Source organism: Streptomyces sp. NPDC028298 (assembly GCF_055565895.1).
In genome coordinates this window covers 318,601-337,060 of sequence record NZ_JBVHTL010000007.1, presented here as the reverse complement: position 1 = coordinate 337,060, position 18,460 = coordinate 318,601, and the positions used below count along the sequence as shown (strand labels likewise).

Genomic DNA, 18,460 nt, shown 5'->3' with positions numbered 1-18,460 from the left:
GCGGGGCCCGGCTTTCGCCGGGCCCCGCTGTTCTCAGAGGGCGGTCTGTTCCCACTCCCAGGGCCTGGCGTGGATCTCCCGCAGCAGTTCGGCGAAGGTGTCGCCGTCGAAGAGCAGGCCGTTGTAGTCCGCCGGGATCCGCTTGTCGTTGATCATGGCGGTGGGTGTCCCCGGCCCGCCGGGGTCCTTCGCACCCCCCGCCCGTTCGTACGCCTTCTCCGAGGCGGTGACGAAGGAGCGGTATTTCATGCTCTTGACGGCCGCGTTGAACTTCGGACCGCGCAGTCCCTCCACCTGGCCGGCCAATTCCAGCAGGCGGGCATCGGTGAACCCGTCGACGCTCTCCTCGGGCTGGTTGGCGTAGAGCACCTCGTGGTACTCCACGAACTTGCCCTCCTCCAGTGCCGCCCGCAGTGCGTTGACCGCCTTCTTGGAGCCGCTGCCGCCGAGCCGGTCGTCCAGGAAGGAGGCCAGGGTGTACTCGGTCGTTGCCCGGCGGGCGAGCATCTCCTCCCGCAGCTTCGGGGAACCGCCGGTGGTCTCGAACTCCTCGCACACCGGGCACCGCGGGTCCTCGTACAGGTGCACGGTCACCTTCGCGTCCGGATCACCCACCAGGATGCTGGTGCCGTCCTCGCCGAGCTTCTCGGGCAGCTTCTCCGCGCTCTCGAACACGGGCTTGGCCTCGGCCTCGACCGCCCGGTGCCCGCACCCCGCCATCGTCAGCACCGTGGCCACGCACAGCACAGCCCACCGCCCCCCACGCACCATGCGTCATCCCCTCCCGAAGATCAGCCAGACCTTAGATCATCTGTACGACAGGCACACAGCTGATTTCCTCCAGGAGAGCGGCAAGGTGCTCGCGACTGCACCACCGCAGGTCGACGACGCCGGCGAACCGAGGACCGAGGCGGGGGATTGCCTGCCCCATGCCCATGCCCGTGCCCATGCCCTTCCGCGACGCACCGGGGCCCGCGGCCGCTACAGGCCGCGCAGTGCCTCGTACAGGTCGTCATAGGCCGACCAGCATTCGACGCTGCCATCGTCGTCCAAGCTGCCCATGTACCAGTCGTCGTCGTGGACCGGCTTCACCAGGCACAGGCTGTGAAACCCGAGAACGATCTCCGGGTCAATCACCTCGTCGGACGCCCCGGGTCCGGCCAGCCATTTCACCGCCCGGTCCGGATCCAGAGCGACAGCCTCTCGGTCCCCGGACACGTCGCGGATCCGCTGAAGAGACCATCCCGGGGGTAGCTGCGGCTCTGCCATCCCCGGATGATCGCACCCATCGGTGGTGAAGCACCGAGCCAGGGGCGATGACGGGCCGCGCTGCTGCTGACTACGCCCGCTTCCGGTTGGGCCGGGACGACGAGCGCGCGGCGGAGCAGGCCGGCCTGCAGACCAGGGTCGCGCCAAGGACGCGGCGACCCCGCCTTCCTGTCCCATCGGCGGGTTGGGGAGCGGGGCGCCTCGTCGTGCCTGAGTTCTAGCTCCAGCCGCCGAACAGACCGCCGCTGAGCTGCGCCGAGCAGATGTTGTAGCTGCCGACGGCGTGTCCCGTCTTCGTCTTGCCGTCCACGGTCACCGAGCAGTGGACGTCGCCGCCACCCTGGAGCTGCGCGGTGATGCTGTAGTACATGGAGTCGTCTTTCAGCGGGAGCGTCTTCGTCATGGGCAGGCCGCGACCTTGCAGGTTGTCGGTGTCGCTGCCGTAGGTGATGTCCACGCCGGCCGGGGCGGAGCCCCACACCTTGAACACGACCTTGTTCTTGGGGGCGGCCTGCTCCGTCTTCTTCGGCGTGGCCTTCGCGGCCGCGGCCTTCGCGGTCTTCGTCACCGTCACCGTCGGGGCAGGTGCAGGCTTCCCCTTGCTCGAGGCGGTCTGCGTGACGGTGACGCGCGGCGCGGGCTTCGCATCGGCAGCCGTCTTCTGATCGCTACCGGAGGAGCCGATACCGACTCCGATGAACAGGATGAGCAGGGCAACCGGAATGGCGATCCGCTTACGCGCCCATTTCGGGCGGCCGACAGGCGGCGGCTGCATCGGAGGCGGCGGCACCTGGCCCCAACTGGCAGGCCCGGACGTCGGCGGCTGGTTGTGCGACATGGTCCCCCCAGGGATGGATCGTGAAGGGACGAACGTAATGGGCTAGGTGAGGATCTTGTAAGAGCTGTGGAGGCACGGTGATGAAACCGTAACGAAATGTGAACCTTCAACGAATGCGTCTCGGGCCCAGAACGGGCGGCCTCCGGCGTCATCGACCGTCCGGGTTCGGTTCGCTCCAGCCGAAACGGGCGCCGCGACCGACGCGCAGCGTGAACGAACTTGCGGCGCGCCCATGTTCGTCCGCCTGGTCGAACCGTGGTGAGAACGGGAAAGGGCCCGATGCGTGATTGGCGAATCGCTCCGGAGCTACCCTCGCGAACTCGGTCACGCCCAACTCGTCAGGGCTGGCCGCCGCCGAGGAGTCATGCCCGGGACGGGGCACCGGCTCTTGCGGTCCAGTCGGACATCTCCGAGCGCTTGAAGCAGCCGTAGCGCCCGACAACTGCCGTATGCCGTCCCGGATGTTCGCAAGAATCGGGAAGTGCTCGCCGCCGTGGAAGACCGCGTGCGGGGATGCGCTGTGACTGGCGTAGGGCGAAGCCGGCCGGCCGGTCGAGGTCACTGTCGTCACGCTGGACCGGCGCGAGGTGAGGTTCGACATCGGGTGCGGTGATACCCGGGTTCTTGAGGCGGCCGAGGGGCGAGGCGCCCCGGGCGTTCTACGCGCCGAGGCGGTTGATCTCCCTGCTGTCCAGGACGCGTGGGCACTCCACCCCGGGCCGGGTGACCGCCAGCATCGCGCGGCCGAGGTGTTCGGTGGTCGTGGTGTGGGAGGGGGCGACGCGGCGGAGGACGGGGTAGAGCCAGGACACGAGGGTGTACATCACGCGGTAGAGGCGGGTCTTGGAGACGGCGCCGTGCAGAGGCTGGATGTAGCCCGGGCGGAACATGTACGCGTTCATCGGCATCGCCAACAGGGCATTCTCGGTAAGGCCCTTGACCCGGGCCCACATCGTACGGCCGCGTTCCGTGCTGTCGGTGCCCTCGCCGGACACGTACGTGAAAGTGATGCCGGGGTTCTGCTCGCTGACGGCGCGAGCCGCGGCGAGGGTGAAGTCGTAGGTGATCCGGGTGTATTCGGCCTCGGAGCGGCCCGCGGCGGAGGTGCCGAGACAGTAGAAGCAGGCGTCCAGGTTGCTGAGGTGCGGGGCGAGGTCGGACAGGTCGGTGAAGTCCTGGTGGACGACCTCGCGGAGCTTGGGATGGCTGACGCCGAGCGGACTACGGCTCACCACCACGACGCCGGTGACCGAGGGGTCCAGGAGGCAGGCACGCAGGACGCCGTGCCCGACCATGCCGGACGCGCCGAAGATGACGATGTTCAAGTGGGTCTCCGGGGAGGGGAGTCGGGGCATCGAGGTGTCAGTCGCGCAGGATCGCAGTGGCGGTGGCGACGACGGTGGCGCGGCGGCGTTCGCGGTCGGACTCCGAGCCCGGCGCGGGGATGAGAGGTGTGTTGCTCAGCGACAGCAGGATCATGAGGTCGAGTAGTTCCTCGGCGGGCAGCGTCGTGGGCAGCCGTCCGTCCTGCTGGGCCTGAGCGATCTTCGCGCGCTTGGCCAGGTGGCTGTCGATGACCGCCTGGGGCAGGGTGTGCTCGCTCCGTTCGAGCTGGCGCCAGGCGGCCAGCCGTACGACCTTGGGGCGCGCCTCGTAGTAGTCGTACAGGTGCCCCACGTAACCGGGCAGATCGGACGGATCCAGCGGGACGGCGTCGACGATCTCGGTGACCAGCCGGCTGTAGACGGTGTCGAACAGGTCGACCTTGCTGCCGAAGTAACGGTACAGCAGGGCGTTGTTGACCCCGGCGTTCTTCGTGATGCGGTCGACCCGCGCGCCGGCGATGCCGTACTGGGCGAACTCCTCGGTGGCGGCGTCGAGGATCTTGCGCCGGGTGTCGTCTGCGTTGCGGGCCATGCCTGGACTCTAAGTAAGTAGGTGCCCACTTGCAAAGCCGGGTGGCCCGTCCTACGGTCGATATGTAGGTAACCACCTACTTTCTTCGTCAGGAGATCCCTCATGCCTGCATCCCAGACCTCCCGCACCTTCGGAGCGAGCACCACGGCAGCCGAGGTCATCGACGGCGTCGACCTGCACGGCCGCCGGGCCGTGGTGACCGGAGCCAGTTCCGGCATCGGCGTCGAGACGGCCCGGGCCCTCGCCGCCGCGGGCGCCGACGTGACGCTGGCCGTGCGCAACACCGAAACGGGCGCCCGTGTCGTGGCGAAGCTGGAGGCCGAACTGTCACCCTCGGCCGGGAAGCTGACCGTCGGACGGCTCGATCTGGCCGACCGATCGACCGTCGGCCAGTTCGTGGCCGGCTGGCAGGGCCCGCTGCACATCCTGGTCAACAACGCCGGGCTGATGGCTCCGCCCGAGCTCACCCGCACGCCCGACGGTCACGAGCTGCAGTTCGCCGTCAACCACCTGGGCCACTTCGCCCTCGCCACCGGCCTGCGCCGGGCACTCGCGTCGGCTGACGGGGCGAGGGTCGTCTCGGTGAGCTCCATCGGGCACCTCTTCTCCCCGGTCGTCTTCGACGACATCGACTACCGCTTCCGGCCCTACGACCCGTGGACCTCGTACGGCCAGTCAAAGACCGCCAACGCCCTGTTCGCCGTCGGTGCCGCCGAGCGCTGGGCCGACGACGGCATCACCGCGAACGCCGTGATGCCGGGCAACGTCGGCGAGACGAACCTGTCCCGGACCACGGACATGGAGCAGGTGGGCGCCATGCTCGCCGCGGGGGCGTTCGCCCTGCCGCCCGGGAAGACGGTCGCGCAGGGCGCCGCGACCTCGGTACTGCTGGCCGCCTCGCCGACGGTCCAGGGCGTCACGGGCCGCTACTTCGAGGACTGCGCCGAGGCCCAGCCGGTCGCCGAGCGGGGCACCGCGGTCGCCGGCGTGGCCCCGTACGCCCTGAACGCGGACAACGCGGCACGGCTGTGGGCCCTGTCCGAGGAACTCGTGGGATAGCCCCTGCGCCGCGTGTACGACGGCGTGACGCCGGCGAGGTGGCACAGCGTGCGGGTCGCCTGCGGAGGCCCCGTCCGTATGCCCAGGGTCGGCGGTTCGGCTGGTCCCGAGGGTGAGCCGTACTGCCTCGCTGTCGGACGGCGCTGTGTGCGCCTGCGTGTGCTGCCGGCGGGTACTCGCTCCGCGTGGGCGTCCGGCGTACGACGAAATCCTCGTCCTCCCGGGCTGCGCCCGATCGCCGATCGTGCTGCGGTTCAGCGATTACGGACGTGCCGGGAACAGCCGACCCGCTTGGCGCGGTTGCACCGACGGAGGGGCCGGCGCCGCATGGGCGGAGTGACGGAGACCGCGAGGTCGTCGGACCCGCCAGGATCCGGCCCCAGGATCGCGGTACGCCTGCCGCGCACCCGGACTCAGACGTTTTTCCGCAGGAGGAACCGTTTTATGACCACCGACCGGCCCTTGACGCTCATGGCAGTGCACGCCCACCCCGACGACGAGGCCACCGGAACCGGAGGGGTCCTCGCGCAGTATGCGGCGGAAGGCATCCGCACGGTTCTCGTGACGTGTACCGACGGCCGTTGCGGTGACGGTCCGGGGGGTGTGAAGCCGGGGGAACCCGGACACGATCCGGCGGCGGTCGCCACGATGCGCCGGAAGGAACTTGAAGCGAGCTGCGACGTTCTGAAGATCAGCGATCTGGAGACGCTGGACTACGCCGACTCCGGGATGATGGGCTGGGCGAGCAACGACGCCCCCGGTTCCTTCTGGCAGACCCCTGTCCAGGAAGGCGCGGCCCGGCTCGCGGAGCTCATGCGGCACTACCGGCCAGATGTGGTCGTCACCTATGACGAGAACGGTTTCTACGGGCATCCCGACCACATCCAGGCCCACCGCATCACCATGGCGGCGCTGGAGATGACCGAGCTGACGCCGAAGGTGTACTGGACCACGATGCCCCGCTCGATGATGCAGCGGTTCGGCGAGATCATGCGCGAGTTCCACGAGGACATGCCGGAGCCGGATCCCGCCGAGGCCGCCGAGATGGCCAAGATCGGCCTGCCCGACGACGAGATCACCACGTGGGTGGACGCCACCGCGTTCAGCGGGCAGAAGTTCGACTCGCTGGCCGCACACGCCAGTCAGGGCGAGAACATCTTCTTCCTCAAGATGGGCAAGGAGCGGTTCGGCGAGCTGATGGGCATGGAGACCTTCGTACGAGTCCAGGACGCCACCGGCGCGGCCGTGCCCGAGAACGATCTCTTCGCCGGACTGCGTTGATCCGCCCGGGCGGCGAGCGCATCGACCGCACGGCTTGAGCCGGAAGCGGAGGCGGGAGCGGAGGTGGAAGCGGAAGGGTTGGGCGACCGGCTGCCCGATGCCCTCGCCCGCCACCCGACCGTCCAATCTGCTCGCCCCCCGCCCGCCCGTCCGCCGCGCCGCAGCCCGACCGCCCCGACTCCCAGACTTTCCTGGTCTTCGGGGCGGCCGGGTGGTCTTCGGGGCGGCCGGGCGGCACCTGTGCGGCCGCGGCCCGTGGCCCGCGGGCTCACGCGAGGGCGGCGGCCAGCAGGGTGAAGGCGGCGATGATGACGGCGACGCGGACGTAGTGGAAGCGGTCCCAGCGGTTCATCTGCTGCTTCCAGTCCTCGGGCAGGCCGTCGGCGGTCCATGCCTTGACCCGGTTGTTGATCGGGACGAGCAGCAGGATCGACATGACCACGCTGAGGACCAGCAGTGCGGCGGCGGTGACGACCAGGCCGGAGCCGTGGTGGTGCCGTGCGGCGACGGCCCAGATCACGCTGAGGACGAGCGAGCCGATGTACCAGAACGGCATCACGGCGCCGAGCAGCCGTGCTCCGTGGGTGCGGCCGCGCAGGCCGTTGTCGCCCGGAAGGCCGTTGAGGATCGGGTTGACGAAGAAGGCGACGGAGAACTCCACCCCCACCATCACGCCGACGACCACGGTGGTGAAGACCTCGAGTGCGTTGAGCATGATGACGGCCCTTCCTGGAATCTAGCGTTGCTAGCTGATGAGGCAACGCTAGTCCTACTGCCGCTCGATTGTCTAGCAGTGCTAGGATCGAATCATGTCGGTACAGGAACGCAAGGAGCGTGAGCGGGCGGGCCGCGAGCGCCTCATCGTGGCGACGGCCCGCGAACTCGCGGAGCAGCAGGGCTGGGACGCGGTCACCACGCGTCGGCTCGCCGAGCGCATCGAGTACAGCCAGCCCGTTCTCTACAGTCATTTCCGCGGCAAGCGCGAGATCATCGGCGCCGTCGCCCTGGAGGGCGCGGCGGAGATGGCCGCGGCGCTGCGGGCCGCGGCCCGTGCCGCGGACGGCCCGCGCGCTCGCGTCACCGCCCTGGCCCTCGCCTATCTCGACTTCGCCGAACACAACCCGGCGGTCTACGACGCCATCTTCCAGCTCGACGGCGGCCTGGCGTTCGCGCACGAGGACACCCCGGAACCGCTGAAGGACGCCTTCGCCGCCCTGTTGGAGAGCCTTGGTGAGGTCGCCGGGGACGGCGTCCATCCGGCGCTGTTCACCGAGGTGTTCTGGGCGGCCCTGCACGGGCTGGCGACCTTGACCCGCGCGGGGCGGCTGCCGCCGGGCGACGCCGAACGGAGGGTGGCGCTGCTGGTGGACCGGCTCGCCAAGGTCTGAGGTCCGTCGGTGCGCGGCCGGACCGGAACGGAGAAGCCCCCGCCCGTCGGGCAGGGGCTTCCAAAGCCCTTTCTCGGGCTTCTCTCCCGAGCCTGGCTCTCGGGCCTCGCTGTCGGGTCCTTTCTCGGGCCCTTCTTACCGCCTTCGAGAGGCCCTCTCTGGGGCACGCCCCTGGCCGCGACGATGGTGCGAGTGTGCCAGGGGGAGTCGCGAGCGTGCCGGGGGAGTGGGGTGGCAGTCGCCCGCGGACCGGGTCAGTGCCAGTTGCTGATCCGCACATCGTGCGGGTGCGGTGCGCCGGCGCCCGTCTCCGCGAAGGATTTCAGGCTCATCAGGAACAGTGCCCACTTGGTGGTGCAGTGGTTCATGAACTCCACCTGCTCGCGCCAGCCTTCGTGCGCGAACAGGATGATCGTCCACTCGCCTTCCTGCTTGAGGTCGAAGGTCACCGTGGTGCCGATCCATTCCTCGGGACCGTCGACGACCTCCCACCGCACCAGGGTGCCCGGCTGCAGTTCGAGGACCTTCATGTCGAAGCCGCCGACGTCGCCGAAGCGGAACTGCAGTACGTCGTCGCCGCTGCCCTTGGTGTCGGTCGTCCACCACGCGGCCAGACCGTCGACCGTGGTGAGTGCCTGATAGACCGTGTCTCGGGCCGCCGTGGTACCGACCCGGTGCAGGATGTCAGCCATCTCGATCTCCTCGCTTCTTCGCGTTCTCGGCTCGTTGCTTCTTCTCGTTACGTCTTCTCGTTCTTGGCTCGCTGGATCGCCTCGGCGATGTTCTTGATGCGGTTCAGTCGGGCGTCCCACAGCGCCCCCACCGACTGCAACTGGGCCACGGCGCGGGCCAGTTGGGCCTCGTCGACGTAGTAGCGCCGCTCCCGGCCGGCTGGCGTGGAACGGACGAGTCCCGCCCGGTCGAGCACCGTCAGGTGCTTCGTCACGGCCTGCCGGGTGACGGGCAGACGGGCGCTGAGGGTCGTCGCGGTGCCCTGGCCTTCGGCCAGCAGCAGGTCGATCATGCGGCGGCGGGTCGGGTCGCCGATCGCCGACCACAGACCGTCGTCGACACCGGTGTTCATGGCGTGCCCGCCACCTGCTTGGCGGTCGCCGCCAGGCGGGGCAGGTAGAAGTCCCAGCCCTGCCGGTGGTCGTTGTAGTGCGCCTCGAGCACGGCGGCCTCCCAACCGCGTTCGCGGTACCCGCTCTCGCGGAAGCGGAGCGTGGTCCCCTCGCCCGCCGGGGCGAGTTCGAAGGTCACCAGCAGCGAGTTGTCCGGGGCCGCGGTATCCCCCTCGTCGTAGGTCCACCGGAACGACAGGGTGTGCGGCGGATCGGACTTGACGACCGTGAAGGGGGCGGACGTGCGGGTCCCGCTGCCCTCATCCGTCCAAGTGAGACTGCCCTGCCTGCCGGGGGTCGCCTGGAAGTCGTTCTCCGCGCTCCACCAGTCCCGGATGTGCTCGGGGTCGGTGAGTACGTCGAACACCACCTGGGGCGGGGCGTCGACGTACAACTCGCGCTCGATGCTTCCGTACTCCATGACCGCAGCCACCTTTCGCAACCTTAGGTTGCACATCACGATAGGCGACTCCGGCGCCTATCGCAACCGAAGGTTGCTCATTGGTTCCGGGCCTGGGCCTTCCGGTCAGCGTGAAGCGGCCGCGCGCAACGCCCACTCGTGTGCCGCCGCGGTGCGCAGGGCGGCCTCCAGATGGAAGACCTCGTCCGACAGGTGATCGTCACCGCCGAAGACCTGGTCGGCGACCTCGGTGAGCGTGTCACCGTCGTCGACCGCAGAGGTGAACAGCGCGCTGTACAGGGCGTCGCAGCTCTCGGGTTGGACCTCGGCGACCCTCACTCCGGTCCAGACATCCGCGCACCGAAGCCGCACCAGCGTGATCAGCGACCGCAGAGCGTCCCACTGGCCGTCCGGGTCCGCGGAGGCTTGCGACCGTGCCCGCAGGTCGGCATACAACTCCGGCAGGCCCAGGCCGAGCACGCGCGTACCCGCGTACGTCCACAGCGCCGATCCGGTGCCGGTTCCGCAGGCCTCCCAGCGGGTGTCCCACAACAGGCGGGTGAAAGCGGCGCGCGCAGGGTCGCCGTACAACGAGACCCCCAGGATCAGACCGCCGTTGCAGTCGACCGAGGCGGCGTCCTCACCCCACGCGACGAGCCGCTCCAGCCAGGCCGGGTCCTCGGTCTTCGGGGCGAGGACGGGCAGGAACTCCGGGAACAGCGCGGATCCCTCGTGCTTCTCCAGCGCTTCGGCGATCGGGCCCCGCAGTTCCTCGCACGGCAGGTGCAGCAGGCCGAGGCACGCGTCCTTCGAGACGTCGTACGAGCTGTCGACGTGCTCCCAGAGCAGGGGTGTGGCCGGGGTGTACCCCAGGCGCCCCACGGCGTGGAGTACGCCGGACGGTACGTCCTCGCGCAGTCGGCCCCCCTCGACCGTCGCCTCCAGCAGACGCGCGGCCAGCGGCCGGTCGCCGTGACGGGCGAGAACCGGTATCAGCGCCTCGTGCGCGGCGGGCGCCGAGAGGAACAGCGGCAGCAGCGCCTCCGCATCGGTCGGCCCCCCGTGCCGGAGCACGGCCTCGGCGGCCAGGGACTCCCACTGCCGCGCCGCCTCCGGGGCGTCACCGTCGGCGCATCGGTCGAGTATGGCCTGCGTGGCCGGGGACAGCGTCAACGTGGCAACCGCCTTCGTATGGACAACATCGCCGCACATCATGGCGGAGGCCGCTCACGCGGTGCCACGCGGTTTCCGCCTCCTGCCAACTCCGTTGTCCTGAAAGCCTGTTGTCTGGCTCCTGGGCGAGTCGTCGTGCTCGACGGAGGGGAGTACCGGTCACGGGCCGACCGGGAGCAGGAGCCCGCCGGTGAGCCGGAGCAGTTCATCGACGGTCGTGGGGAACACGGTGCGAGGAGTTCCGGCCGCGGCCCAGAGTTGCGGGTAGTCGGTCAGGGCCGCATCGACAACGGTAGGGAGCACCCCGGGGTGGCCGACCGGAGCCACTCCGCCGATGGCCTGTCCGGTGGCCTGTCGTACCTGGTCCGGGGTGGCGCGTCGGAGCGGACCGCGGTTCCAGCGGGTGGCCAGTGCCGCGGTGTCCACCTTGTGGCGGCCGCTGGTCAGAACCAGGACCGGTTCGTCGTCGGAGATGAAGACGAGGCTGTTGGCGATCGCGCCCACGTCGCAGTTCAGTGCGGCAGCGGCTTCGGCGGCCGTGCGCGTCGAATCCGTCAGTTCGCGCACCTGGCCTGTCACGCCGGCCGCGGTGAGGATGCGTGCCACCTCCCTGCTGCGGGCGGGCAGGGACGTGTCTTCCCGGGACTCCATGCGATTCTTCCTCACATCAAAGGGGCGTTCCGTATACGGAACGTTCTGTATGTGGAACGATAGATCTCGCAAGCCATCGGAATCAACCGGCTCTCGCGCAACGGACAGGGACACCATGGATCTGGCAGCCGACGTCGGTCTGCGCCTGAAGAGGCTGCGTGAGGAGCAGCGGGTGTCGCTGTCCGAGCTGGCGCGCAGGTCCAGGATCGGCAAAGCGACGCTTTCCGAACTGGAGAGCGGACGCCGCAATCCCACCCTGGAAACGCTCTACGCCCTCACCACCGCACTCAAGGTGCCGCTGAGCAGCGTTCTGCACGATCTCGAGTCTCCCGCCACGATCTCCGGGGACGCCGTCGATGCCGTACTGCTCGAGAGGTACGAGACCGACGCCGCCGTCACGGAGACCTACCGGATCCGCATCCGCTCCGAAGCGACGCAGGATTCCGCGGCCCACGCCCCGGGCGCCACGGAGCACATCATCGTTCTCACCGGCACCGCCCTCGTCGGTGACGCCGCGGATCCCCTCCTGGTCGGCCCCGGGATGCACGGGACTTGGGCCGCCGACGTCCCGCACCTCTACCGGGCGCCCACCGGTGACGTGGAGGCCGTGCTGCTCGTACGCCACCCGCGATGACCACCCGCCATCGGTGCCATCGTCGGGCAGACATGACGTGACGCGCGCCACAGGAACTTAGGGCGGGGCACGGAGAGTACCGAGTGTGAGTCAAAACGAACCAGCGGAATCCATGCGTGCGCGCATACGGGCGGGGGACCGGGCGGCATTCGCCGAGCTCTACGACCAGTACGCGCGGGCGGTCTACAACCATGCCCTGCGGCTGACCGGCAACTGGTCACAGGCCGAGGAGGTCATGTCCGAGACGTTCCTCGCCGCCTGGCGCGGCCGGGAGCGGGTCGAGCCGGAGGGCGGAGTGCTGGGGCCCTGGCTGCTCGGCATCGCCACGCACAAGGCGCGCAACGCCAACCGGAGCCTGCGCCGGCGGCTCGCCTTCCTCGCGCGCAGCCCGCAACCGCGTCCTGTCGAGGACTTCGCGGAGGAGACCGCGGGGCGGATCGACGACGCCCGCCGCCTCGCGCTGGTGCATCAGGCGCTGGGCCGGCTGCGCCGCCAGGAGCGTGAGGTGTTCGCGCTGTGCGTGTCGGCCGGACTCGACTACCGGCAGGCCGCGGAGACGCTCGGGGTCCCCGTCGGCACCGTACGGTCGCGGCTCTCGCGTGCCCGGGCCCGGCTCGCCCGGCTCAGCTCCGAACAGGCCGGCGCGAGGACGGAACCTCCCGGCCCCCGAGGAGAGGTGGAGAGTGAGGCCGCGTTCGCGGCCCTGTTCCTGAAGGAGGAGACCCGATGAACGCCGACCGCCGATCGACCGAGGACGCGCTGGAGTTGCTGTCCGCTCCGGCCGAATGGGACCTCCCGCCGGAGCGACACCTCCACCACAAGGACGTCCTGATGCAGCAGATCGACCACGACCTCGGCCATGCTCCCGCCCCAGTCCGAGTCCAGGGACCGCGCCACAGGCTGACGCGGCGTCCGGCCATCCTGGTGCCCCTCGCCTCCATGGCGCTGGCCGCAGCACTGGCCGTCACCCTCACCGTCACCGGCCACGACCCCGCGCCGACGGACCGGGCGGCCGCCGGCGGCACCCGCGCCCAGAGCGCCTCCGTCACCCTGAACCGGATCGCCGTCGCCGCCATGGCCAGTGACGTCACGCCGGTCAGGGACGACCAGTTCGTGTACGTCAGGAGCCTGACGGTGTCGAACAAGGGGACGTTCGAAGGGCCGGTGGAACTCGGCGCCCCGCACACGGTGGAGACGTGGACCTCGCAGGACCCGAGGCCCCTCAAGACCCTCGGCTGGATGCGCGAGTCCGGCAAGGACGCCGTGATGCCCGACGAGACGATCCCCATCGAGTCCACCGACGCGGTCCCGGCAGGCATCGACCACCCCACGTACACCTGGCTGGCCTCACTGCCGACCGATCCCGACGCCCTGCTCACCCGGCTGCGCCATGACGTCCGCGTGTTCGACGGGGAGTCCAGGGAACAGGCCGTCTTCTCCCTGATCGGCGACCTGCTGAGCGAGACGCTCATGCCACCGCGGAACACGGCCGCCCTGTACAAGGCGGCCGCGAAGATACCGGGCGTCAAGGAGATCCCGGACGCCGTCGACGTGGCCGGCCGGCACGGGATCGCCATCACACGCGAGGACCCCTCCTCCGCCACACGCGACGAATGGATCTTCGACAAGCACAGCCTGGCATTCCTCGGCGCGCGCGGCTTCATCACCCATGACCGGCAGAAGGGCATCACGTCCGACACCCTGATGGGCAGCACGGCCGTACTGCAGCGCGCCGTGGTCGACCGGCCCGGCGAGACGGCCGCTTCGGGAGCCGAGAGCTGAGCCGCAGGGGGTGACCCGCGGGGGCTGGGCCGGCCCAGCCGGTCCACCCCGATCCATCCGGGTCCGCCCCCTGCCTCCGACATCGCGCGAGGCGCCCGGTCTTCGGGCCGGGGCGAATCCCCTCCATGGCCTGCGCCGACGTCAGCGGTGGACTTCGGGAACGGTGGGATGATCGTGTCCTGTCCAGTCCGGTACGCGGGGCGATGCCCCGTGTACCGGATCGCCGGATGACCGACGAGGAAGACGAAGGATCGATGACGCTGAACGTGGGCCGACGGGTGCGGCTGGCGACGGATCTCCGGCTGGCCGGGTCCGTGACCCCGGCCGGGGAGGAGCCCCCGGAGGAGACGGGCGCCTTCGCCGCCTCCCTGGCCCTGGCCGCGGGCATCGCGGGAACCGTCGAGCGTGTGGACGAGCACCATCGCCAGGAGAGCCACGAGGTCCGCGAGTACCAGCGCCTCAAGTCGCTCCTCGACGACTTCGGCCACCAGATGCCGCCGGCGAGCAGAACGCAACTGGAGGAGCAGGTGGGGGCCTTGGAAGAGCAGTGGGCCGCCTACCAACGGCAGAAGCTCCGCGTCACGGTCCGCGTCCGCCTCGACAACGGATTCGTCCTCGACGACGCCCCCGAGGAGTTTTTCACCTCGGCCTGACCGGCCGGAGGCGCCCGCTTCCCAGGTGCCGTCCTGTCAGCCGGGCGGGACGCGCCGACTCATTAAGTCCGGCGCGCCGCCCGCGTACTTCCGCTGTCTGCCGCTGGTCTCGCAGATGGCAAGGCGTGACTGCAGTTGGGCCGACACGTGATGGGCCGAGGATCTCGTCGACTGTGGAATGTCCAACCTGGTCGAGTCCTTGATCCGGCTCCACCGATGAGTTCTTGCGGGCTGCCGGGTCTGTACGGACATGACTGCTGAGAACATGCCGCCGGTCGTCTCCCGCCGGGAGTGGCTGGCCGCCGTCGACACCCTGCGTGTCCGGGAGAAGGCGCACACCCGGGAGGGCGACGCGATCGCTGCCACACGGCGGCGGCTGCCCATGACCGAGGTGGACCCCTCGACTCCGCTCGCAGGAAGCAACGGAACCGTCCCCCTGATCGACGTCTTCGAGGGCCGCGCCCAGCTGTTCGTGTCGTATCACATGTGGCACGACGGCCACACCGCCGCAAACCAGTGCGAGGGTTGTACCTTCTTCACCGGCCAGGTCCGCGAACTGGCCTATCTGCATCAGCGTGACGTCACCTTCGCCGTCTTCTGTCAAGGCCCCTACGAGGAATCCGACCGCTACCGCCGCTTCATGGGCTGGAGCATGCCCTGGTACTCCGTCCCCGCCGAGTCACACGAACGGCTCCTCGCCGGCCGCCACTTCGGGATGAAGGCGAGTTACCTCCGCGACGGGGACCGCGTCTACGAGACGTACTGGACCACCGGCCGCGGCGTCGAACCCATGGCCCCGTCCTACGGCATCCTCGACATGACCGTCTACGGACGGCAGGAGAACTGGGAGGACTCCCCGTCGGGCTGGCCGCAGCCGTACGCGACCCTCGGTCAGCAGTTCCGCAAGGACGGACGGCCGACCGCGCAGTGGGCACGGATTGCCGCCGGCTACGACGACGGCCTCGACGGCGAACAGCCCGACACAGGCGCCTCAGGCTGTTGCCCGTGAACCGGTGCCGACGGCCATCGCGGCGGCGTGGTCACATGCCCTGGGAGGACTCCCGCTACCGCCCTCGCGTGTAGCGCGGAGCCGGGCGGGCTACGTCGCGCAGCTACCGGCAGAGCCCCAGCGCAGGAACGTGCTGGATCCCGCATCGTCGACGACCGTGACCGCGTACTGCGCGTACCGCCATTCCTTGCGGGCCCGGGATTCCGCGAGGACCGTCTGGCAGGCCGTGTCGGCTGCGAGCGCGGCCCACCGGTCTCGGGTCGCCTCGTCCCAGGCGGGCTTGTCGGCCCATATGTACATCACGGCCTCGTCGCGGGCGAAGCCGATGGACATGTTGTCGTCGTCGAGCCAGTTGGGATCGCTGATGATGCGGGAGTTGCCCTGCCACTCGGAGATGATGCTGTCGACCGTCTGCCCGGCCACGCGGATCTCCTCCTTGTCCGTGCTGGGGATCCGCGCCTGCTCCAGTCCGGCCTCGGTGGGCTGCCAATCCGCGTCCTGGCCCGCGGCGGAGGGAGCGCTCCGGTTCTGGACCGATGTGTCGCACGAGGTGTTGGTGCGGAAGTCGTCCTCCCACACGATGCCCGGACCTTCCGTACGGGCGGTGTCCACGACGATGTAGTCGTCGTAGGGGAAGTCGGGGTAGGACTTGACGAGGTCCCGCAGGCCCAGGCACACGGTCGAGGCGACTTCCTGCACCGTCACCGGGGTCAACTCCTGGCCGCTCGTCGCGACGTACACCTCCCCCCTTCGTCGGTGGAAGGTGATGGCACGGTCGAAGTGGGGATAGGCGACGGGATCCAGCCAGGCCCCCGTCCCCATCGCCCCGAAGGCGTCGTTCTCGGCAGGAGTCCTGGCCTGCCGCGATTCCCTCCACGCCGTGAGGGAGGCCTCGCCCGGATCGCCTGTTGCCGTAGCGGCGGGGCTGTGGCTTCGGGCCGCGCTCTGTACGCCGTTCGTCGCGTCCGCGGTCGGGCTGGGCAGCGATGAGGGGCCGCCTGCGGAACCCTGCGTCCCGGGGGTGCCGCTTGCCTGGAACGTCTGGAAGAGGAGAGTGCCCGCAAGTGCCCCGCTCAGGGCGGCGGCTCCGACGACAACGGCGATCGTACGGACCCTGCGCCGTCCGGCGGGAGCCCGCCAGGCCGGGTCGTCCAGGGCGGGCATGTCCCACTGGGCTGTCACCAGGTCGTTCACGGCGGTCGGGACGTTCGTGGCCGGGTGCAGGGCCCGGGTCGTCTGGGTGGCGAGCAGCGCTGTGCACTCCTCGGCGAGTGCCGCGGCGGAGGGACGGTCGTCGGGTGCTTTGGCCAGTGCCGACGTCACGAGCGCCAAGAGGTCGTCGGGCATGCCGGCGGTGTCGGGCTCGCCGGATATCACGCGGTAGGCGACCGCGTCGGGAGCTCCGGTGCCGAAGGGCAGACGTCCGGTGGCCGCGTAGGCGATCAGGGCTCCCCAGGCGAAGATGTCGCCGGCGGGGCCCGTGATCCCGGTGCGGTAGGCCTCGGGGCTGATCCAGCCGGTGGTGCCGGTCATGACGCCGGTGTGGGTCACCGAGGTGCCGTCCAGGGCATGGGCGATGCCGAAGTCCAGCACGCGGGGTCCGGAGGGGGCGAGGATGACATTGGCCGGCTTGACGTCGCGGTGGGCCACCCCGGCCGCGTGAACGGCTGCCAGCGCGGCCGCGGTTCCGGCCGCGAGGGCGTACAGTTCGGCTCCGCCGAGCGGGCCGTTGACGGTGATGTACTGGCCGAGGGTGGGGCCCGGGATGTACTCGGTGGCAAGCCACGGGGCGGCGGCATCGGTGTCCGCCGCGAGCAGCGGCACCAGACAGGGACCGGCGACCCGCCGGGTCACCTCGACCTCCCGCCGGAACCGGGCGCGGAACTCGTCGTCGTCGGCCTGTGCGGGATGGATGAGCTTGACAGCCACCCGGAGTCCTTGGGGATCCAGGGCCGCGTGGACCGTGCCCATGCCCCCCGAGCCGAGTCGCCCGATGATCCGGTAAGGGCCGATACGGGCCGGGTCACCTGGCCGTGCGGGGTGGACACGCGTGGGCAACGAGGACTCCCGGAAACAAGTTGGAACAGACCGTGCTGGCAGGTCCGTAACCTTCCCATGCCGCGATTCCGGGCGACAGCCCTGTCTCGTGTCAGGAAAAACCGGCGCGCCGACTGCCCGGGCCCGCGCAAACCCTGCCTTCACCCGGCAGGGTCGATCACCACGCCCTAATCGTCGCCGGGCGACGGCGGTCTCGCGAGCGTGGTGGTGATTTAACATGATCGGGAGGTATGTGCGTATGAGTGCCGGGGGGTACGGCGTGGCCGTCTACGAACTCGAGAACCGCCTGGTCGTCGGTATCGCCTCCAGCGCCCTGTTCGACCTGGCGGAGTCGGACGCCGTCTTCCGTGAACAGGGAGAGGAGGCCTTCCGCGCCTACCAGGAGGAGCACCTGGACGAGACGCTGGACAAAGGGGTGGCCTTCCCCTTCATCCGCAGGCTGCTGTCCCTGAACGACCTCTCGCCCGATGACCCTCTGGTCGAGGTCATCATCCTGTCCCGCAACGATCCCGACACCGGATTGCGGGTCATGCGGTCCATCCAGTCCCACGAACTGTCCATCAGCCGGGCCATCTTCATGCAGGGCCGGTCGCCCTACCACTTCATGCCCGCCCTGAACATGTCCCTGTTCCTGTCAGCGAACGAGGACGACGTCCGCGAGGCCGTCGCGCTCGGGCTGCCCGCCGGCCGCGTGCTCGGCCCGGCCGTGGCCGACGAGGGCGATGACCAGGATCTGCGGATCGCCTTCGACTTCGACGGAGTTCTCGCCGACGACGCCTCCGAGCAGGTCTACCAGGCCCGCGGCATCGACGACTTCCGCTTCCACGAGTCGGCGAACGCCGCCACCCCGCACGACCCGGGTCCCCTGCGCGACTTCCTCGCGGGCGTCAACCGGCTCCAGCGGCGTGAGGAAGAACGACGGGCGCAGGACGCCGACTACAAGATCCGCGTCCACGTCTCCCTAGTCACCGCCCGTAGCGCACCAACTCACGAACGCCCGGTGCGCAGCCTGAAGGACTGGGGCGTGGCCGTCAACGACGCCTTCTTCCTCGGCGGCATAGACAAGAGCACGATCATGGAGGTCCTCAAGCCTCACATCTTCTTCGACGACCAGGTCGGCCACCTGACCGGCACCTCCCGCAGCACGCCCAGCGTCCACATCCCCTTCGGGAAGCTGAACGAACCGGACCACCCGGAGAGCGGCCAAGCGCGGCGATGAAGCAA

The 18,460-nt window shown here is 69.6% G+C and carries 21 protein-coding genes; 9 read left to right on the top strand and 12 right to left on the bottom strand.

Translation table 11 applies throughout. The annotated features are described in order from the left end of the window. Positions 1-33: 33 nt before the first annotated feature. The 5 genes from ACZ4TO_RS29865 to ACZ4TO_RS29845 form a co-directional block, all read right to left on the bottom strand. On the bottom strand, positions 34-771 hold the full coding sequence (locus ACZ4TO_RS29865) for a DsbA family protein (protein ID WP_468025775.1): 738 nt from the start codon (positions 769-771) through the stop codon (positions 34-36). 210 nt (positions 772-981) lie between these two features. Beyond that, a complete protein-coding gene (locus ACZ4TO_RS29860; protein ID WP_468025774.1) occupies positions 982-1,269 on the bottom strand; it encodes a hypothetical protein in 288 nt (95 codons plus the stop codon). 217 nt (positions 1,270-1,486) lie between these two features. Continuing rightward, complete coding sequence (locus ACZ4TO_RS29855; RefSeq protein ID WP_468025773.1) at positions 1,487-2,107, bottom strand: MmpS family transport accessory protein; 621 nt, start codon at positions 2,105-2,107, stop codon at positions 1,487-1,489. A gap of 659 nt (positions 2,108-2,766) precedes the next feature. After that, entirely contained in the window at positions 2,767-3,432 is a 666-nt protein-coding gene (locus ACZ4TO_RS29850; RefSeq protein ID WP_468025772.1) for an NAD-dependent epimerase/dehydratase family protein, read from the bottom strand. Between the two features lie 37 nt (positions 3,433-3,469). Beyond that, positions 3,470-4,024 carry a TetR/AcrR family transcriptional regulator gene (locus ACZ4TO_RS29845; RefSeq protein WP_468025771.1) on the bottom strand — a complete coding sequence of 185 codons (555 nt, stop codon included), beginning with the start codon at positions 4,022-4,024 and terminating at the stop codon, positions 3,470-3,472. A gap of 102 nt (positions 4,025-4,126) precedes the next feature. On the opposite strand from ACZ4TO_RS29845, the gene ACZ4TO_RS29840 reads away from it, so the two are divergent. Both ACZ4TO_RS29840 and ACZ4TO_RS29835 read left to right on the top strand, forming a co-directional pair. Continuing rightward, positions 4,127-5,083: an SDR family NAD(P)-dependent oxidoreductase gene (locus ACZ4TO_RS29840; RefSeq protein ID WP_468025770.1), complete on the top strand. Its 957-nt coding sequence runs from the start codon at positions 4,127-4,129 to the stop codon at positions 5,081-5,083. A 471-nt stretch (positions 5,084-5,554) separates the two neighbouring features. Beyond that, on the top strand, positions 5,555-6,364 hold the full coding sequence (locus tag ACZ4TO_RS29835; protein ID WP_468025887.1) for a PIG-L family deacetylase: 810 nt from the start codon (positions 5,555-5,557) through the stop codon (positions 6,362-6,364). 268 nt (positions 6,365-6,632) lie between these two features. Here ACZ4TO_RS29835 and ACZ4TO_RS29830 read toward each other — a convergent pair whose 3' ends face one another. Continuing rightward, a complete protein-coding gene (locus tag ACZ4TO_RS29830; RefSeq protein ID WP_467851987.1) occupies positions 6,633-7,079 on the bottom strand; it encodes an anthrone oxygenase family protein in 447 nt (148 codons plus the stop codon). Between the two features lie 94 nt (positions 7,080-7,173). Here ACZ4TO_RS29830 and ACZ4TO_RS29825 point away from each other — a divergent pair, with 94 nt between their 5' ends. Then, positions 7,174-7,752: a TetR/AcrR family transcriptional regulator gene (locus tag ACZ4TO_RS29825; protein ID WP_382785391.1), complete on the top strand. Its 579-nt coding sequence runs from the start codon at positions 7,174-7,176 to the stop codon at positions 7,750-7,752. Between the two features lie 254 nt (positions 7,753-8,006). Here the strand turns inward: ACZ4TO_RS29825 and ACZ4TO_RS29820 are convergent, their stop codons facing one another. The 5 genes from ACZ4TO_RS29820 to ACZ4TO_RS29800 all read right to left on the bottom strand — a co-directional run bounded on the left by ACZ4TO_RS29820 (position 8,007) and on the right by ACZ4TO_RS29800 (position 11,100). Then, entirely contained in the window at positions 8,007-8,444 is a 438-nt protein-coding gene (locus ACZ4TO_RS29820; protein WP_382785394.1) for an SRPBCC family protein, read from the bottom strand. Between the two features lie 47 nt (positions 8,445-8,491). Further along, positions 8,492-8,836 carry an ArsR/SmtB family transcription factor gene (locus ACZ4TO_RS29815; protein WP_468025769.1) on the bottom strand — a complete coding sequence of 115 codons (345 nt, stop codon included), beginning with the start codon at positions 8,834-8,836 and terminating at the stop codon, positions 8,492-8,494. Then, positions 8,833-9,297, bottom strand: a complete 465-nt coding sequence (locus ACZ4TO_RS29810) for an SRPBCC domain-containing protein (RefSeq protein WP_451075923.1) — start codon at positions 9,295-9,297, stop codon at positions 8,833-8,835. The genes ACZ4TO_RS29815 and ACZ4TO_RS29810 overlap by 4 nt, the downstream gene beginning before the upstream one ends. 105 nt (positions 9,298-9,402) lie before the next feature. Continuing rightward, a complete protein-coding gene (locus ACZ4TO_RS29805; RefSeq protein ID WP_468025768.1) occupies positions 9,403-10,449 on the bottom strand; it encodes a hypothetical protein in 1,047 nt (348 codons plus the stop codon). Positions 10,450-10,608: 159 nt separating this feature from the next. After that, complete coding sequence (locus ACZ4TO_RS29800) at positions 10,609-11,100, bottom strand: YbaK/EbsC family protein (protein WP_468025767.1); 492 nt, start codon at positions 11,098-11,100, stop codon at positions 10,609-10,611. A gap of 115 nt (positions 11,101-11,215) precedes the next feature. Here ACZ4TO_RS29800 and ACZ4TO_RS29795 point away from each other — a divergent pair, with 115 nt between their 5' ends. From ACZ4TO_RS29795 to ACZ4TO_RS29775, 5 genes are all read left to right on the top strand, one after another. After that, a complete protein-coding gene (locus tag ACZ4TO_RS29795) occupies positions 11,216-11,734 on the top strand; it encodes a helix-turn-helix domain-containing protein (RefSeq protein WP_468025766.1) in 519 nt (172 codons plus the stop codon). A gap of 112 nt (positions 11,735-11,846) precedes the next feature. Further along, positions 11,847-12,464 carry an RNA polymerase sigma factor gene (locus ACZ4TO_RS29790; protein WP_451075926.1) on the top strand — a complete coding sequence of 206 codons (618 nt, stop codon included), beginning with the start codon at positions 11,847-11,849 and terminating at the stop codon, positions 12,462-12,464. Further along, the gene (locus tag ACZ4TO_RS29785) at positions 12,461-13,516 is read left to right on the top strand and encodes a CU044_5270 family protein (RefSeq protein WP_468025765.1); all 1,056 of its coding nucleotides are present in this window, start codon (positions 12,461-12,463) and stop codon (positions 13,514-13,516) included. The genes ACZ4TO_RS29790 and ACZ4TO_RS29785 overlap by 4 nt, the downstream gene beginning before the upstream one ends. Positions 13,517-13,743: 227 nt before the next feature. Further along, positions 13,744-14,169 (top strand): hypothetical protein, encoded by a 426-nt coding sequence (locus ACZ4TO_RS29780; RefSeq protein WP_468025764.1) that lies wholly within the window; start codon positions 13,744-13,746, stop codon positions 14,167-14,169. Positions 14,170-14,419: 250 nt separating this feature from the next. Continuing rightward, positions 14,420-15,178 carry a DUF899 family protein gene (locus tag ACZ4TO_RS29775; RefSeq protein ID WP_468025763.1) on the top strand — a complete coding sequence of 253 codons (759 nt, stop codon included), beginning with the start codon at positions 14,420-14,422 and terminating at the stop codon, positions 15,176-15,178. A 90-nt stretch (positions 15,179-15,268) separates the two neighbouring features. Here ACZ4TO_RS29775 and ACZ4TO_RS29770 read toward each other — a convergent pair whose 3' ends face one another. Beyond that, positions 15,269-17,236 (bottom strand): serine/threonine protein kinase, encoded by a 1,968-nt coding sequence (locus ACZ4TO_RS29770; protein WP_468025762.1) that lies wholly within the window; start codon positions 17,234-17,236, stop codon positions 15,269-15,271. A gap of 238 nt (positions 17,237-17,474) precedes the next feature. Here ACZ4TO_RS29770 and ACZ4TO_RS29765 point away from each other — a divergent pair, with 238 nt between their 5' ends. Beyond that, positions 17,475-18,455: a 5'-nucleotidase gene (locus tag ACZ4TO_RS29765; RefSeq protein ID WP_468025761.1), complete on the top strand. Its 981-nt coding sequence runs from the start codon at positions 17,475-17,477 to the stop codon at positions 18,453-18,455. Positions 18,456-18,460: the final 5 nt, after the last annotated feature.

Excerpts from the sequence above, each read along its gene's own strand:
- ACZ4TO_RS29840 (WP_468025770.1), top strand. The coding sequence starts at position 4,127 with ATGCCTGCATCCCAGACCTCCCGCACCTTCGGAGCGAGCACCACGGCA.
- ACZ4TO_RS29780 (WP_468025764.1), top strand. The coding sequence starts at position 13,744 with ATGACCGACGAGGAAGACGAAGGATCGATGACGCTGAACGTGGGCCGA.
- ACZ4TO_RS29775 (WP_468025763.1), top strand. The coding sequence starts at position 14,420 with ATGACTGCTGAGAACATGCCGCCGGTCGTCTCCCGCCGGGAGTGGCTG.
- ACZ4TO_RS29765 (WP_468025761.1), top strand. The coding sequence starts at position 17,475 with ATGAGTGCCGGGGGGTACGGCGTGGCCGTCTACGAACTCGAGAACCGC.
- ACZ4TO_RS29855 (WP_468025773.1), bottom strand. The coding sequence starts at position 2,107 with ATGTCGCACAACCAGCCGCCGACGTCCGGGCCTGCCAGTTGGGGCCAG.
- ACZ4TO_RS29845 (WP_468025771.1), bottom strand. The coding sequence starts at position 4,024 with ATGGCCCGCAACGCAGACGACACCCGGCGCAAGATCCTCGACGCCGCC.
- ACZ4TO_RS29810 (WP_451075923.1), bottom strand. The coding sequence starts at position 9,297 with ATGGAGTACGGAAGCATCGAGCGCGAGTTGTACGTCGACGCCCCGCCC.
- ACZ4TO_RS29785 (WP_468025765.1), top strand. The coding sequence starts at position 12,461 with ATGAACGCCGACCGCCGATCGACCGAGGACGCGCTGGAGTTGCTGTCC.
- ACZ4TO_RS29815 (WP_468025769.1), bottom strand. The coding sequence starts at position 8,836 with ATGAACACCGGTGTCGACGACGGTCTGTGGTCGGCGATCGGCGACCCG.
- ACZ4TO_RS29820 (WP_382785394.1), bottom strand. The coding sequence starts at position 8,444 with ATGGCTGACATCCTGCACCGGGTCGGTACCACGGCGGCCCGAGACACG.
- ACZ4TO_RS29800 (WP_468025767.1), bottom strand. The coding sequence starts at position 11,100 with ATGGAGTCCCGGGAAGACACGTCCCTGCCCGCCCGCAGCAGGGAGGTG.
- ACZ4TO_RS29825 (WP_382785391.1), top strand. The coding sequence starts at position 7,174 with ATGTCGGTACAGGAACGCAAGGAGCGTGAGCGGGCGGGCCGCGAGCGC.
- ACZ4TO_RS29790 (WP_451075926.1), top strand. The coding sequence starts at position 11,847 with ATGCGTGCGCGCATACGGGCGGGGGACCGGGCGGCATTCGCCGAGCTC.
- ACZ4TO_RS29795 (WP_468025766.1), top strand. The coding sequence starts at position 11,216 with ATGGATCTGGCAGCCGACGTCGGTCTGCGCCTGAAGAGGCTGCGTGAG.
- ACZ4TO_RS29860 (WP_468025774.1), bottom strand. The coding sequence starts at position 1,269 with ATGGCAGAGCCGCAGCTACCCCCGGGATGGTCTCTTCAGCGGATCCGC.
- ACZ4TO_RS29865 (WP_468025775.1), bottom strand. The coding sequence starts at position 771 with ATGGTGCGTGGGGGGCGGTGGGCTGTGCTGTGCGTGGCCACGGTGCTG.
- ACZ4TO_RS29835 (WP_468025887.1), top strand. The coding sequence starts at position 5,555 with ATGGCAGTGCACGCCCACCCCGACGACGAGGCCACCGGAACCGGAGGG.
- ACZ4TO_RS29830 (WP_467851987.1), bottom strand. The coding sequence starts at position 7,079 with ATGCTCAACGCACTCGAGGTCTTCACCACCGTGGTCGTCGGCGTGATG.